This is a genomic window from Acinetobacter sp. Lyrl_1 (assembly GCF_051948795.1).
Lineage (GTDB): Bacteria > Pseudomonadota > Gammaproteobacteria > Pseudomonadales > Moraxellaceae > Acinetobacter > Acinetobacter towneri.
Map to the genome: position 1 here is coordinate 168,874 of NZ_JAYJLK010000001.1, position 16,350 is coordinate 185,223.

Here is a 16,350-nt window from a genome sequence, read left to right on the forward strand (position 1 = left end):
TATTTCCCCCTATTCCATCACTATGTTGTGCTGTGCAAACATCACTTGCCACAAACTTTGTTGGCAGGCAAAGCCACATCAATATGTTTTGGATAAGGCAGGTTTAAATTCTGCATGAGGGTAATAAATTCCGCTTTGGTACGTCCTTGTCCTAAACGCGAGTTATTGCGTTTTTCCTGCCCAACGGTAGAAGATAAACGCCCTTTATAGTCATGCCCTGGATACACCAAAGTGTCATCAGGCAAGCTAAAAATTTGTAGATGAATGCTGTCATATAAAGTCGCTGGGTTGCCTTCCTGAAAGTCAGTACGACCACAACCATCAATTAACAACGCATCGCCAGTGAATACCATGCCATTGACCACATAGCTGGTACAGGCGTTGGTATGACCCGGGGTATAACGTGCTTCAATCAATAATTCACCCACACGAATGGCGCTGCCATCGGTAATGAAAATATCGCCACACACCACACCTGAATTACGATGTAATACAGTTTTACAACCAAAACGTGTTCTGAGTTCGTTGGCAGCAGTAATATGGTCAGCGTGTACGTGCGTATCTAAGCTATACACCAATTGCAAATCATGCTGTTCTAGAAAAGCAGCATATTGCTCAACCTCTGAAATTACAGGGTCAATCAGCACCGCTTCACGGGTTTGTTCAGATGCCAATAAGTAAGTATAGGTCGAGCTGTCAGCTTCAAAAAATTGATGAAAGATCATGAGATATACACCAAGTTTTATATTTTGTTATTCTTAATTTTGCAAATATAATGCCAACTTAATCTCTTTTAAATATATTAATAAAATACAATATATTAAGAAATATTATTTAATTTAGGTCATCTTCCATGTTTCACATCTGTTGCATTTTATGTTTCAATTGAATCAATAATGAAACAAAAGATGAAACATCATGAATGCGATACATGACTTTGAACAACAAGCCAGTCTTGAAAGCTTTTTGTTTCATTTACAACAACTTTGTCCAGACAGTTTGCTCTATGTTTATGACGACATTGCTCAAACATGGATTTATGAATATGCACAAGATGCTTCTGTTTCTGCAGCTACGGGTAAAACATTAAAAAATCAATTATTGAAATTAAAACTACAATCACAATCAGCATCACAACCACAGACAGGTCTGCTGCAACTCCCGAATAGTGCTAAGGCATGGCACTACCACAGCTTAAATATTCGTGTCCATACAGCCGATTTCACAGGATGTTTATTCTTTCTGCAGCCTAGCGTTGCAACAGTGTCATCACAAACACTCACCCCATCTGCCCAAGCACAAAATAGTTTGGCGGAGTTTTTCCATAGTGATTCGCCACAAATGCAGCATATGTATTCCATTATTGAACGGGTAGCGATTACTGAGTTTCCTGTTTTGGTGCGTGGTGAATCTGGTAGTGGTAAAGAGTTGGTGGCGCAAGCAGTACATGCACGCAGCCAACGGCATGCACAAGTCTTTATTGCGATTAACTGCGCGGCTTTAAATGCCAATATTTTAGAAAGTGAATTGTTTGGGCATGTGAAAGGTGCATTTACAGGGGCAATTCGTGAGCATAAAGGTGTGTTTGAACGTGCTGCAGGTGGTACTTTATTTTTAGATGAAATTGCAGAAATTCCACTGGAACTGCAAGCCAAATTATTGCGAGTATTAGAAACGGGCGAATTCACCCCTTTGGGCGGTGAAAAAGCGATTAAATCGAATGTCAGAATTATTACCGCAACCCATCGCGCTTTACGTGAAGAAGCGCGTTTAGGCAGATTTCGCCAAGATTTACTTTATCGTTTACGGGTGATTCCAATTTTTGTGCCACCACTACGTGAACGTAAACAAGATATCCCTAAAATTGCAGCATTTATTTTGCAACAACAAGCCCAGTTTCAGGTCACGCCACATTTGACCGAGCAAGCACTGAAGGTATTAATCAATTACGACTGGCCGGGCAACGTGCGTGAATTAAAGAATACCTTGCTGTATGCATTGACCATGTCAGCAGGTAAAACGGAAATTGATCAACACGATTTACCCGATGAAATTGTGCATGCTAGTTTGAAACTCGCCACAGATCCCCCAACGCCACAACCTATTGAGCTGCCCATCAAAACCAACAATAAAGTAGATAAAGACACACTGCAGGATTTACTGGAAAAATATCAGGGGCAAACTGAATTGGTGGCACAAGCCTTGGGCATTAGCCGAACCACCTTATGGCGTTATCGAAAAAAATATCATTTATGAGGCGGAAGTTTGCTGAATAAAGGACGCTTTGCTTTGATCTGCATATTCATAAATGGTGTCTAAATCTTTTTGAATGGCAGCTGCGACTCGGCTAGGCATCAACTGATTAAGTTTTACAAAGACTTTTTCAGGATAACCGACCTGATAGGATTGACAGTCTGTTTGTAAAAATTGATACAGTTCTTGTGCCACAAATTCAGGTGCATCCACTTTTGTACCCATTTTGATATTCATTTCAATCACATCGGGATTATTCATACTGGTATTGGTCGCGCGTGGGGAGAAATATCTAAAACGAATGGCAGTCTGACAATACTCTCGCGCCAACGCTTCAGTTGCACCACGCAAGGCAAACTTACTGGCGCAATAACTCACATAGCCAGGATAGCCGATGCTGCCAAAAGTCGAGCCAATATTGATGATCTGACTCGGCTGACTGTCCGACATATATGGAATCACATCCTGAATCAGTTGCAGCGGATAAGCCACATTGACCAACATCATTTGCTCAATGGTATCCTGTGATTGCTGCGCAAACAGACGAAAATCATTCATGCCTGCATTGTTAATATAGTAATGAATCGGCTGTTTTAATGCGGCAAGTGCCTGAATAAAATCATGACGACTGCTGGCATCAATTAAATCACAACACAGACTGTGTAATTGCAACTGAGGATACTGCTGCGCCAGACTTTGCTCTAGTTGTTGCAAGGTGTCTTGCTTACGCCCAACCAAAATTAAGTTTAAGCCTTTTTCAGCAAAATGATGCGCAATCGCATGACCAATCCCGCCTGTTGCCCCGAAAATCACCGCAGTTAAATTTGACATAAAAGATACTCTCAATTTTAAGATATTCGATACAACTCAATTATAAAAATGCAAGATTCAGTCCCAAGCCCATACAAATATAGAGTTTACGATCTTCTAATGGCACCAATATTTCACGTCTGCCATGCATAAAGCGCTTGTTATCAATGAGCACCACATCACCATCTTGCCAGTCAATTTCTGAGGTTTCACGCTCGCATCGCTCTGCCAACTCTTCCAATAATTCCGCTTGGATTTCGCTGCCATCGGCAAAGTAAAAACGCGGCTTTTCGTAATTATAAGAAGGCCCCAACAAGGTATTGGCAAAGGCAGGCACAGCTTTTAAATTGTCATGGCGAATCATCGGCATGTTCAAGTCATACTGCACACCTTCATCATGCGCAGGGCGAATCCGTTGTCTAGGAATCATCTCAATAAAATGAGCGAGTTCCTGCTGCCCGACCTGTACGGCATCGGCAATATTGAGTGCTGTCGCCACATACTTTTGCCACATCGCTTTGGGTAAGTAACGGCTGATGGTCATCGGTTCAGCAAATTTCTGCTTCAGTGTGTCAGGCAGTTTTTGCCATACCTCATGTCCATCACATAAAGTAGTCTGCGAACCACGCGAAGCACTTTTTTCACTAAAAAAAGCAATAATATCAGGCGGCATTGGGGTTGAACCATTTTCTATATGCAGTCCCATTGCCTGCGTACCTGCATCTACTTTTTGCGATTGTCGGGTCACATTTTCACGTGCAGGGTCATAGGTCAGCTTTTGGCAAATATTGCTCATCAGCCCACTAAACGCATTCACATCATAATGTTCATTTCTAAGTAAAACCCAACCGTGCTCCACCAAACGATGTTTAATTTGTTGTGGGGAATGTTTGAATTGCTGTTGTGCAATATTCATGTGATTTCTCTCTATCTCTATTGATGACTGACAGGTTGATGTCTATCTGTGAAACATCTCCAAGATCAGCCATTAAATACGTTGTAGGATGTGCCAAAGCTGTCTGATACTGTTGCTGAATGACTGCTCTACGCAATTTTCCGTTATCGGTTAACATCTGATTATTTAAAGAAAAAGGTTGTTCAGCACGGCACCAGTGTTTAATTTGGGCATAATCAGGCATACGGGTATTGGCACGATAAATCGCGGCTGCCAATTGCGCATCTGAACGATGTTCCTCGGCATAAATCACTGCAGATAATGACGGCTGCGCTTCACCAAACACGGCAATCTGTTGAATTTCAGGCTCACTCAAACTGTTCGATTCAACCCATTCTGGTGAAATATTGCGCCCAAAACTGCTGACAATAATTTGCTTGATACGCACTGTGATATATAAATAGCCATCTTCATCAAAATAACCTGCATCACCTGTGTGAATATCGGCGGATACCGCATCCTGCTCACGCCCAAGTTCATGCATATATCCCAACATGGCATTGCCCTTGACCACCACTTCTTGATTGGCAGCAATTTCGACTTGAACATGCGGTAATACGCGGCCAACACTGCCAATTCTGCGAGCTTCAGGCAGGTTTAAACTCACGACCGATGCACATTCAGACAGACCATAACCTTCATAAACAGGTAAATTGAATTGCTGACACTGCTTGAGTAAATCTGCAGACACCTTGCCACCACCCACGGCAATAAACTTCAAAGTGCGCAAGCCCAAATCGCCGTGTTGATGGATATATTCCACAATCGCTTTGAGCATTTGTGGCAATAAAATCACGCTTTCAATATGATATTGCTGCACGGCATCGACAAAGCGTGAAACATCAAACTCATGGTTGGACAGCAAACCAAACTGACTGACTTCAGCCACCACCACTGCACGCCCCATGTGAAAAGGCACATACACGCCTGCGATATTTTCAAGCAATGTTGCAAATGGAATTAGACACAAATGCCGCCCAAGCTGGCTGCTTTGCAATGCCTGACTTAAAGAGTACGTAATTGAATTAATGGTGGCTTCTGCCAAACACACACCTTTGGGAGTACCCGTACTGCCCGAGGTATAAGTAATTTTTGTAGGCTGCTCAGCAGAATTTGGGGATAAATGCGGTTGTGCTGTTTCAACGCTTAGACGAAACAACTGCCCTTGACATAAATCTGATGGTGGCAAAACCTGTGTCTGAACTGCATCAATCATCTCCAACAAAGCTTCTGGAATAGCAGTATTTCCTATAGCCGAGTTAACATTGGACGGAGTATCGCTTTGTGCAGTATCCGTCAAAATACACAGCAACTCCGCTTGGCTGTCTTGCAGTAAATGTTGCACTTGTGCAGCAGTAAAAAATAAAGGCACAGGAATGACTGTCATTGCAGCTTTACGTGCGGCTAAATCGACCACAATCCAATCGGCCTGATTCACACCCCACAACGCCAAACGCTGTACTTGATAAGTTGCCAATTCTGCACTGAGCAACTCAACCCGTTGCTGTAATGTGGCATAACTCAGTGTGGTTTGTGCCGTCACAATTGCTTCACGCTCAGGGTCTGTTTGGGCATAGTGATTCAGGTTTTCAAATAACTCATTCATCTTTCAATTTCCGCCTTTCTGCATGACCTTAGGCATAAAAACAATATTGCTGTTGCGTGACCGCCAACGCTGCTGCAACGTCAATCGCCAGTACATAAGGCTTCTGTTGGTAATAACTGCCCCATTGATGCTGTGCATCGCCCAAGGCTTCGGGGTTGGCTTTTTCTAGTACCTGAAAATGCAAACCCATTTGCTGTAACACATAGCGCACTGCTGCTGTTCCTGTGCAAACTGCCCACGACACATTGTTCTGCGATAAGTGAAAGACCAAAAAAGCCACCATCAATTTGGCTTTGCTCATGTCTTGCGCTGCCAAGTTGCCAATTTCAACAATCTGCGCGCGCGTTACAGGCACTTGGCTCAATTGGGTTAAAATGGTTTCAATGGGTGCACCTAAATACTGTTCCAAAAAGGCTTGGTTTGCGCCCAATGGTTGCATGCCAATCACCACTTGCATGTCGTGGTTTACATAGCCTGCAAACAAGGTATCTGAAAAAGTATTTATGGATGCCTGATGGACTTTTTGGTATTTATCTCGAATAAAATGCTCTAATGCCAAGCGTTGTTTGCTAGCATCTTGGGTCACAGTTGTCACATTTAAATGTTGTGCTGTTGTGTGTGCTTGAATCACCGAGGCATAGCTGTGTAATACATCTAAATGTGGCTGTTCTAGGTTCAACTGTTTTGGGTTCGTTTGTGGTTTATACGGCTGCGCTACAGATGCATACCCGTTGAATTGTTTTTTATTTTTTTGCTGATGAAAATTCGCATCCAGAAAATGCGTTTGACTGGATGATTGAGCATCAAAATTAAATTTGATCATGTGCATCACATTGGATAGAAAATAACTCAATGCTCAAGATAGAAATCTAAACTTAAAGAAAACTTAAGTCGCTACAAACTGTCACAATTCAAAAAACTCTTCATGCACACAAAAAAAGGAGATGATCACTCAACTCCTTATATGTTTAAAACAATAAACTAATCAAAAATAAACAGTCATCCAATTATGCAAAACACAATTGTTCGCGCCCTACCTTAGATTTTAATAGGCATAAGACGCAATTGCCGTTGCAATTGGTTTATCTTCATCATTGACCATCGTCATACGCATGGTGCAGCCTTTACGCCCTAAACGCAAAGTTTCCGCACGGGCAATAAAATACTTGCCGCGTCCCGGTGCTAAATAATCCACTCGCATATCTATGGTAGCCAACCGAGTGACTTTTTTAATGGTATCGGGCAAATCGTCAGGTTCTGTCCGTTTATATAACTCCCCCATTGCCACAATACCGCCCACACTGTCCAAAATGGTTGCAGCAACACCACCATGTAAAATTTGGAAAGCCACGTTGCCCACCATATACGGTTGCATCTCAATATAAGCTTCAATTTGACCATCTACCACACGCATGCTCATGCCATTGTGTTGAAAAAATGGCGATCCATTAAATGCATTGACCAATTGTCTTAGCACGACATCAATATCGACTTTCGCGCCTAAATGTATATTCCCAGTCCAATTTTTCTCTGCATTACTCATAACGTGCCCAAAAGTCCAAACAACTCAATTTACCAACAATAAAAACAGCCAATGTATGCCCAAATGAAATTTAAGGGGCTACAATAGTCGTCTAGTTTAATACTGATCAGTGAGATTTTTATGACCTATACGTTCAATCGCCCTGCATTTCCTGCCACTCGTATGCGTCGTATCCGTAAAAATGATCAATTACGCGCCATGGTTCGCGAAACTCACTTAACCACAGATCACTTGATTTATCCTGTATTTGTTTTACCGGGACAAAATCAAACCCAAGATATTCCAAGCATGCCGAATATTCAGCGTTTATCGGCAGACTTATTACTCAAAAAAGCCGAGCGTTTAATGCAGCTGGGCGTGTCTAAACTGGCATTGTTTCCAGTCACGCCACAAGAAGATAAAAGCCTGACCGCAGAAGCAGCATGGCGTGAAGATGGCTTGGTGCAAAACACACTACGCCTGCTGAAAAAAGAATTGCCAGAGATGGTACTTATTACCGATGGCGCACTCGACCCGTACACCACTCATGGTCAAGATGGCATTATTGATGACACAGGCTATGTCCTGAATGATGAAACGGTTGAATGTCTAATTAAACAGGCTTTAAGCCATGCCGAAGCGGGTGCAGATGTGGTTGCGCCAAGTGACATGATGGATGGCCGTATTGGTGCGATTCGTCAGGCGTTGGAAAGCAACGGGCATATCTATACCTCTATCATGGCTTATTCAGCCAAATATGCCTCTAGCTTTTACGGTCCTTTCCGTGATGCAGTCGGTTCTGCCAGCAACCTAAAAGGCGGCAACAAATACAATTATCAAATGGATATTGGCAACCGTGCCGAAGCCTTGCATGAAATTGCACTGGATATTCAAGAAGGTGCAGACATGGTGATTGTAAAACCAGGCATGCCTTATTTAGACATTGTACGTGAAGTGAAAGATAACTTTGGTGTGCCAACCTTTGTCTATCAAGTGAGTGGTGAATACGCCATGCTTGCTGCCGCGATTCAAAATGGCTGGTTGTCGGACAGTGTGATTATTGAATCGCTCATGAGTTGCCGCCGTGCAGGTGCAGATGGTATTTGGACATATTTTGCCGAAGAAGCAGCACTCAAACTTAAAGATATGGCATAAACAGGCGACTTTCATGCACATCGCAATCATTGGTGCAGGCATCAGCGGTTTGTTGTCTGCACTCGAACTGGTAGAGCAGGGCTGCTCTATCAGTATTTTTGATCAACAACAAGCAGCACAAGCGGCATCATGGGCAGGTGGTGGAATTCTTTCTCCCATGTATCCGTGGCGTTATCCTCAAGCGGTCAATGACTTAGCCCAATTTGCCAAACCGCAGTACCAAGCATGGAATGAAAAACTCAAACCTATTACAGGCATTGATTTTGAAATCCATGAAACAGGCATGTTGATTTTTGATGAAGATGATTTTGAGATTGGTTTAAATTATGCCGAACGTCATCATGAACCGATGCAGCAAGCTGAATGTCTGAATCGGGAACAGCTCGAACAAATTAACCCGCATATCCACCCCAAATTTAAACAAGCCCTGTATTTCTCACAACTTGCCAATGTGCGCAATCCGCGTTTATTACAATCGCTCACGCAATATTTGAAACAACATCCGCGCGTGCGATTTTTTGAACACTGCCCAATTCAGCAATTTCAGATCACTGAAGATCGTATTCAAGCCATTCAATCTGCCGATGGTCGCTTGCATCGTGCAGATCATATCGTGCTTGCGACAGGTGCATGGTCACAGCACTGGGCGGCACAACTGGGTTTAGAGATTCCTGTACAGCCTGTACAAGGGCAAATTGTGTTATTTAAAACCCCTGCACAATGGTTGCCAAGCATGTGCATGAACAAGGTGATGTACTTGATTCCACGTCAAGATGGCCATGTGCTATGCGGTTCCAGTATGCGTCACGTTGGTTTTGACACCACACCAAACCCGCAAACCCAACAAGATATTTTAACAGCTTGTTTTGAAATGGTGCCTGAATTGGCACAGTTCCCCATTGTGAAACAATGGGCTGGTTTACGTCCAGGCTCGCCTACAGGTGTGCCGTATATCGGCAAAGTGCCAAGCCTAAATAATGTATGGATGAATTTCGGACACTTCCGTAATGGCTTATGTCTGGGCACTGCTTCAGCGCAGTTATTAAGACAGCTCATGCTTGGGCAAGAAACGATTGTTGATCCTGCCGCTTATGATCCAAAGCAGTTACAGCCCACCTCAATCTGTGCATAACACTCAGCAGCATCCTCTGTTTAAGTAGAGGATGATGCACCCAGACAAGCCGCTAGCGCCTGTTCAAGTTTTGGATATTGAAAGCAATAGCCTGCTTGTTCTAACGCTTGTGGTTTAACATATTGCCCATTCAGCACCAATTGCGATTGCTCGCCCAATAACCAACGCAAGACAAAAGCAGGTAACACCAAAAATGGACGACGTTTTAAAAGCCGAGCTGCGGTTTCGGCAAAGTCTTGCTGACTGGTTTTTTCAGGTGCAACCACATTCAAAATTTTGGCGTCTACAGGTTGCGTCATTAACCAGTGAATGGCCTGTAAAACATCTTGTATATGCACCCATGCAACAGGCTGCCGTCCATGCCCAATCCGCCCGACGGCATTTAAACGAATTGGTAATAACATTTGCGGTAAAATGCCACCACCGCGCCCAAACACCACGCCCAAGCGCATAATTTTAGTATTTTGCTGGCTGAAGCTTAACGCAGCCTGTTCCCATTGCTGGCACAACTGCGACATAAAAATATCTTGTGCTGCACTGTGTTCGGTACATACTGCTGACCATTGTTCCTGCGGGTCAATTCCGTAATACCCCACTGCCGAGCCTGAAATAATACACTTGGGGAAAATACGGCGCTTTTCAAGATATTGATATAAGTGCAGTGTGGTCTGAACTCGACTATCAAGCAATTTTTGTTTGCGTGCTGCTGTCCATCTGCCCTGCCCAATACTTTCTCCCGCCAAATTAATCACATAATCAATTTGGTCGGTGTCGAATTCATCTAACTGCTGAATCCAGCGTAATTGTGGATGTTTGGATACTCGATTGGGCTGTCGGGTTAGCCCCACCACCCGATAATCCTGTTGCAATAAAAACGGCAACAATTGTGAACCAATAAAACCACTTGCCCCTGTTACCAGTACCAAAGGTTTATGCATCTTCCAATCTCAGCATGATGAAAAATATAGTTTTAGCTATACGTGATTTAGACTGAATGTTCAAGTCTAAGCAAATCATCATCACATAACTGATCATGTATATTTGAAGAAAATCAGATATTAACAACTTCTTTTATCAGCCAAACATTTTAACTGCCATACGCTGTGCCTGTTTACCATAAAACCAATAGGTCAGCAGATACAATGGAATTGCGATCAACAAGAACATGATCACCACCACACTCATAAATTGCGGCTGTTGCAAATACTGTAAAAAATCTTGCCAAATGCTTGGGTTTTGGCGAGAAAATATCGCCAAACCTAATAATAAAAACGCCAAGTTATAGCCCCAAAAAATCAGGCTAAATCCTAAAGTAAATGTCTTGCGTTCCTTGTCATTCGGCGCACGGCGTTGTTGTTTTAAAAACTTATACAGCACTAAAATCATGGCAACCAAATAAGGCACCGCAGTTAAAATCCCGCCTACACCCGCAGGTAATAATGCAGCCAATACGCCACAAATACAGGTCATCACAAAGCAATACAAGAAAAACCAGATAAAATAACGGCTTAGCGATACCATAAAGATGACTCAGACAAAAGATTCAGCCTAGTATAAAAAAAATTGATTTTTTTTTCATGAAATTGTCAACCGAATACAAAAGCCTGACGTTATATAGGCTACAAGGTCACAACAACCGTTAATGTGTATGGCATCCACAATATTTTCGGTGACCTGACTAAAGCAATAAATCGCATACAGTCATGCTTTGAACAGCAGCCAAAGCTTTACTGTATCGCAAGTTTTTCTTTGACCGACGATTTCATCATCACTCGAATCGTCGGTCTTTATTTTTTAAGGTCTTTTTTTAGCCTTTCTAACATCAGTATTTTAACTCTCTATATTTTTCTATACAGATCACGACAGATTTTACTTTCCCTTCTCTTTAAAATCTCTGCGACCTAAATTGTCGCTTTAAAAGCAGAAAACTGGTTTTTTGCCGCAGTGTTGCGCTCAGTTATGTTAAGTTATCCCATAATTCAACATCAAGATTGGAACACGCATGGCTGTTCATTTTTTACATACGTCTGATTGGCATTTGGGGCAATTTTTCCATCACCATGAACGTGAATATGAACATACTGAATTTTTAAATTGGCTCTTAACTCAAATTAAAAGCAAACAGCCGAATGCCCTGCTCATAGCAGGCGATATTTTTGATGTGGTCAATCCTGCTTCGAGCGCTCAGAAACAACTCTATCAATTCCTTACCGATGCGCATGTGCTTGCTCCACACATGCAAACCTTAATGATTGCAGGCAATCATGACTCTGGGTATCGCATTGAGCAAGTTGAACCCTTTTTAGACCGCTTCAACGCCAAAGCTGTGGGCGTGATTGGTAAAACAGCCGAGCAAAAATTAGATTTAGATAAACTCCTAGTGCCTATTTATGACGCTGCGCAAAATATTGTGGCATGGTGTCTGACCCTGCCCTATTTACGCAGTGCAGAAATTACAGGTTTAAATGAACATAGCAGTGACAATCAATCTGCGGTTGCTTACTTACATCAACAACTGATTGCAGAAGCCAAAGCCCGTAAACAACCCGATCAAGCCCTGATTTTAATGTCACATGCACACATGCAAGGTGGCGAAACTTCCGACTCAGAACGCCCAATTGTAGTGGGGAATGAAGAAGCCTTATCGACTGCGCTGTTTGATGAGGTGATTGACTATGTCGCACTCGGACACTTACACAAACCGCAACAGGTCGGACAGCCACACATTCGCTATAGCGGCTCACCCATCCCTTTATCATTTAGCGAGCTGAATTATAAACACCAAGTCCTTGAAGTTAGGATTGATCCATTACAGGCAGATGCACAGCGTTTCCAATATGAAAGCTTGCTTATTCCACGTACGGTAGAGCTGCTTCGGATTCGCTGTGAACTTTCTGAATTAATCACCGAACTGAATAAATTGCCAAAAGATGAAATTGCAGAAGTTTGCGCACGGCATTTTTTAGAAATTGAATATATCAGCGATGCCCCGCCACCCATTGATTTACGCCAACAAATTGAACAAGCACTGCCTGCCAACCGCTATCGTTTACTGCGCATTGCACGACGCTTTCAAAACTGTGAAAACTCGAACGTGCAACAATCAAAAATTGATTTAGAGCCGCCTACGCCTGAAAAATTATTTTTAGATTTATGGGAAAAAATGGGCTATCAACCTGACCCAGAAGTGAGCCAAGATTTTTTACAGCTTTTGGCCGAAGCCCAACAAGAACTTGATCAGAATAAAGCTTAAGGATTTGCCATGAAAATTTTACGTTTAAGTTTAAATAATTTGGCATCTTTGGCAGGCACGCATGTCATCAATTTTGAAGATGAGCCACTGGCACAGGCAGGTTTAATTGCAATTACGGGCAAAACTGGTGCAGGCAAATCGACTTTGCTGGATGCCATGTGTTTGGCACTTTATGACGAAATTCCACGTTTGAGAGGTGCTACAGGCAGTCTGACCGATACCGCAGGCAAAGAAATTTCCTTAAAAGACTCTAAACATATTTTACGTCGTGGTACGACTTCTGGCTTTGCAGAACTTGAATTTATCGCGCTCGATCAAAAACGCTATTCGGCACGTTGGCAAATTCGCCGTGCGCACAATAAAGTGGATGGGAACTTAAAAGTTGAACGTGCCATCACCTGCTTAGATGAACAACGGGTTTTAAATCAAAAAATTTCTGAAGCTACGCCGATTGTAGAACAACTGATTGGTCTTAGTTTTGAGCAATTCACACGCGCAGTATTATTGGCACAATCGGAAGTTGGGGCATTTTTAAAAGCCAAAGACCATGAACGGGCAGATTTACTTGAATATTTAACCAATTCGCAAATTTTTACCGAAGTCAGTAAACGTGCAGCCGTTAAATTTAGTGAAATTAAACAAAAGCGAACAGATCTTGAAAATGTCATGGGGCATGTGGTGCTCCTCAGCGATGAAACACTAAAAGACTTAGAAACCCAACAACATGACCTAAGTCAACAATTAGCTTTGCTGACCCAAACCGAAAAACTGTATGAAAATGATGTGAAATGGCACAAAGATTGCCATGAACTCTATGCCAGCACCCAAGCTAAAAAAGAAATATATGATGTTCAAGTCGATGCCGATCTTAAACTCGCCTCTCAAAAACAATTGCTCAAACATTTAGATGAATTTCAAACCATCCGCGAGCAATTTGTCTTGCGTCAGCAAGCAGATACCGAGCTAAAAAATCTGAATCAGCAGCTTTTGAAATTTGAACCAAACTTGCAACAAGCGGAATACGCACAACAGCAAGCGATTAGTCAGCAACAGCAAGCGGAAAAAGACCTTCAGGCATGGCAGCAGCATGTTGAACAATTGAAACCACAACTTGAAATTGCGGCACAGTTACAACATGAAATTTCTAGCAAACTTCAACAATATACCGCTTTGGATGCTGCACAAAAATTATTTGCAGAGCAGCAAATTCAGCCTGTGCAAAATAATTTGAAGCAACTGACGACTCAACTTGCAACCGAGCAACAACAACAGCAACATTTACAACAGCAATTCAAACAGACTGCGGCATGGGCAAATTTTGATGATAATTTAGCCCTTACGTTGCAACGTCTGCAAGATTATTTGCAGCTTGAACAGCAGCTACGTCAGCAAAACCCTACGCTGTTCCAATCTGCATTAGATACTTTAATTGAGCAACAACAACATACACAGCAACAACTGTTGGTTTGGGAAAAACAATATCAACATCCTGAACAACTTGAGCAGCAACTCACGGCAGAGCAACAGCAATTACAACATGCTTTAAAGAGTGTGCATGTTTTAGAGCGCTTGCAACAGGCACTTGAACAATGGCAACAACAGACCACCCTATTTGAGCAGTTACAACAGCGTCAGCAAGAAACTTTAAGTCTGCAACAGCAGACACAGACTCAAATTCAAACCCAACAGCAGCAAGTGCAAATTACTGAACAAGCCTTGCAACAATTACAGCAGATTTTTGAACAGCAGCGTTTATTGCAGCATCAAAGTGTGCAGGATTTACGTGCCCAATTAAAACCGAATGAAGCCTGTATGGTCTGCGGCAGCCATGAACATCCGTTTATTCAGCATGAAAATTTACTCAGTGACGCTTTAAACCAATTGCAGGATCAGCAATTGCAGCAGGCCAAAACTGAATTTGAGCATGCGCAAAAACAGCTACAACAATTGGAGCGTGCTCGCAGTCAATACGATGCAACTTATCATCAACAACAACAACGCAGTCTTGAACTGCAACAGCAACTTGAACAACAACAGACATTGGTGCAACAGCTTGCAACATCCTTATCTTTAGATTTGGATGCAGCGCTGCCTGTTGCAAAGCAAATTGAACACGTACAGCAACATTGGGCAACAACACATCAATCCACTCAACACTTGCAGCAGAGTATTCAACAAGCAAACGATACCCTGAAACAATGGCGCAATGCTGCACAGCAGGCAGAACAACTCAAATATGCTATTCAACAACGCCAAGACCTCGCTCAGCGTTTACAGCCTATTTTGTCGCTTTTAGATGCAGAACAAAGACACGCTTGGCTCAATCAACCGATTGAATACTATCAAAATGCCTTACAACAGTTAGAGCAACGTCATCACTTGCAGCAGCAGCAAGTTCAACTGAGCAAAACGATTGAACAACTGACTCAACAACAGCAGCAAGTGCAAGAAAAGTTGCTATTTTTACAACAGCAACATGCAGAGAAAACCCTACAACTGCAGCAGATTAAAACTGCAGGAAGTGAGCTGCGTGATCAAATTAAGCAGCTTACAAGAACTCATGCGGGATGTGAATATCAGACCTATCAAGAATGGCAGCAGGCTTTAGATCAGCAACAACAGCAACTCAATCTTGCACTTAGCACACAACGAACTGTACTTAATCAAGCAGAACAGGTGTTAAAAGACTTACAACTGCAAAAACATGGTTTGGATAGTAGAATTCAACAGCGCATGCAGCAACACACTGAATGTCAGCAACACATTGCAACGTGGCAAGCGACACACACGCATTTTCAAGCCAGCATCATTGATAAATGTTTACAGATTTCTTATGCCGAACATCAGCAAATACGCAACATGCTGCAGCAACAACAAAACAGTTTGGAGAGTGCTAAAACGGCTTGGCAAACATTGGAAGAGCAATATCAAAAACACTTAAAGCAACAGCCACAACTGAGTTTTGACGAGGTCACCACGCAACTGGCAGCGCTGCAAACAGACAAAGCCAAACAACAGCAAAACTATAATGAGATTGAGGCACAGCTACGCCTGAATAGCACCAATCAAGGGATTTTTGCTACCTATCAAACTCAAATTGAAAATATCAAAGCTGAAGAATATCGCTGGGGACGTATTTACGATTTAATTGGGCATAAAGAAGGTACGAAATTTAAGAAAATTGCTCAAGAACATCACTTGGATATTTTGGTGGAATACGCCAATCAGCAATTGCTGCCACTGAGTTCGCGTTATCAGTTGCATCGTATTCCTGACAGTTTGGGGTTGGCGATTATTGATTTAGATATGAACAGTGAAATTCGCCCTGTTCTGTCTTTATCGGGTGGCGAAACCTTTTTGGTTTCTTTAGCTTTGGCACTAGCAATTGCCAATATGGCATCTGGCTCAATGAAACTGGAATCGCTATTTATTGATGAAGGCTTTGGCACTCTCGACCCGACTTCCTTGCACATGGTGATGAATGCCTTAGACCATCTGCAAAGTCAGGGACGTAAAGTGGTGCTGATTTCGCATATTCAGGAAATGCACGAACGAATTCCTGTGCAAATTCAAGTCAAACCAGTGGGTGCAGGGGCAAGTGAAGTCAATGTGGTGGGTTAAAGCCAATACTGCCTAAAATCTGAAGATTATTTGTCGATTGAAG

Annotated in this window: 13 protein-coding genes; 5 read left to right on the forward strand and 8 right to left on the reverse strand. The window is 42.5% G+C overall.

Features of this window, described 5'->3' with window-relative positions:
• Positions 1 to 41: 41 nt before the first annotated feature.
• Positions 42 to 725, reverse strand: a complete 684-nt coding sequence (locus VF675_RS00795) for an MBL fold metallo-hydrolase (protein WP_004975362.1) — start codon at positions 723 to 725, stop codon at positions 42 to 44.
• Positions 726 to 918: 193 nt separating this feature from the next.
• Here VF675_RS00795 and VF675_RS00800 point away from each other — a divergent pair, with 193 nt between their 5' ends.
• Positions 919 to 2,256, forward strand: a complete 1,338-nt coding sequence (locus VF675_RS00800; RefSeq protein ID WP_440204608.1) for a sigma-54 interaction domain-containing protein — start codon at positions 919 to 921, stop codon at positions 2,254 to 2,256.
• Here the strand turns inward: VF675_RS00800 and VF675_RS00805 are convergent.
• The 5 genes from VF675_RS00805 to VF675_RS00825 all read right to left on the reverse strand — a co-directional run bounded on the left by VF675_RS00805 (position 2,251) and on the right by VF675_RS00825 (position 7,167).
• Positions 2,251 to 3,084 carry an SDR family oxidoreductase gene (locus VF675_RS00805; RefSeq protein WP_440204609.1) on the reverse strand — a complete coding sequence of 278 codons (834 nt, stop codon included), beginning with the start codon at positions 3,082 to 3,084 and terminating at the stop codon, positions 2,251 to 2,253. The two genes, VF675_RS00800 and VF675_RS00805, sit on opposite strands and share 6 nt — an antisense overlap.
• A gap of 40 nt (positions 3,085 to 3,124) precedes the next feature.
• Positions 3,125 to 3,979 (reverse strand): TauD/TfdA family dioxygenase, encoded by an 855-nt coding sequence (locus VF675_RS00810; protein ID WP_440204610.1) that lies wholly within the window; start codon positions 3,977 to 3,979, stop codon positions 3,125 to 3,127.
• On the reverse strand, positions 3,933 to 5,624 hold the full coding sequence (locus tag VF675_RS00815) for an AMP-binding protein (RefSeq protein ID WP_440204611.1): 1,692 nt from the start codon (positions 5,622 to 5,624) through the stop codon (positions 3,933 to 3,935). Before VF675_RS00815 ends, VF675_RS00810 begins: the two co-directional genes overlap by 47 nt.
• Before the next feature lie 28 nt (positions 5,625 to 5,652).
• Positions 5,653 to 6,447: a thermostable hemolysin gene (locus VF675_RS00820; RefSeq protein WP_167846200.1), complete on the reverse strand. Its 795-nt coding sequence runs from the start codon at positions 6,445 to 6,447 to the stop codon at positions 5,653 to 5,655.
• A 222-nt stretch (positions 6,448 to 6,669) separates the two neighbouring features.
• On the reverse strand, positions 6,670 to 7,167 hold the full coding sequence (locus VF675_RS00825; protein WP_180038158.1) for a thioesterase family protein: 498 nt from the start codon (positions 7,165 to 7,167) through the stop codon (positions 6,670 to 6,672).
• 120 nt (positions 7,168 to 7,287) lie between these two features.
• Between VF675_RS00825 and hemB the strand changes: the two genes are divergently transcribed.
• Both hemB and thiO read left to right on the forward strand, forming a co-directional pair.
• Positions 7,288 to 8,301, forward strand: coding sequence for a porphobilinogen synthase (gene hemB / locus VF675_RS00830; protein WP_004975342.1), 1,014 nt, complete (start codon positions 7,288 to 7,290; stop codon positions 8,299 to 8,301).
• Positions 8,302 to 8,314: 13 nt separating this feature from the next.
• The gene (gene thiO, locus VF675_RS00835) at positions 8,315 to 9,433 is read left to right on the forward strand and encodes a glycine oxidase ThiO (RefSeq protein ID WP_440204612.1); all 1,119 of its coding nucleotides are present in this window, start codon (positions 8,315 to 8,317) and stop codon (positions 9,431 to 9,433) included.
• Positions 9,434 to 9,453: 20 nt separating this feature from the next.
• Here thiO and VF675_RS00840 read toward each other — a convergent pair whose 3' ends face one another.
• Both VF675_RS00840 and VF675_RS00845 read right to left on the reverse strand, forming a co-directional pair.
• Complete coding sequence (locus VF675_RS00840) at positions 9,454 to 10,371, reverse strand: TIGR01777 family oxidoreductase (protein WP_440204613.1); 918 nt, start codon at positions 10,369 to 10,371, stop codon at positions 9,454 to 9,456.
• Positions 10,372 to 10,507: 136 nt separating this feature from the next.
• Complete coding sequence (locus VF675_RS00845; RefSeq protein ID WP_004975337.1) at positions 10,508 to 10,954, reverse strand: ABZJ_00895 family protein; 447 nt, start codon at positions 10,952 to 10,954, stop codon at positions 10,508 to 10,510.
• A gap of 481 nt (positions 10,955 to 11,435) precedes the next feature.
• Between VF675_RS00845 and VF675_RS00850 the strand changes: the two genes are divergently transcribed.
• Together VF675_RS00850 and VF675_RS00855 are read left to right on the forward strand one after the other, a co-directional pair.
• The gene (locus VF675_RS00850) at positions 11,436 to 12,686 is read left to right on the forward strand and encodes an exonuclease SbcCD subunit D (RefSeq protein WP_154320420.1); all 1,251 of its coding nucleotides are present in this window, start codon (positions 11,436 to 11,438) and stop codon (positions 12,684 to 12,686) included.
• A gap of 9 nt (positions 12,687 to 12,695) precedes the next feature.
• Positions 12,696 to 16,307: an AAA family ATPase gene (locus VF675_RS00855; RefSeq protein WP_179990289.1), complete on the forward strand. Its 3,612-nt coding sequence runs from the start codon at positions 12,696 to 12,698 to the stop codon at positions 16,305 to 16,307.
• Positions 16,308 to 16,350: the final 43 nt, after the last annotated feature.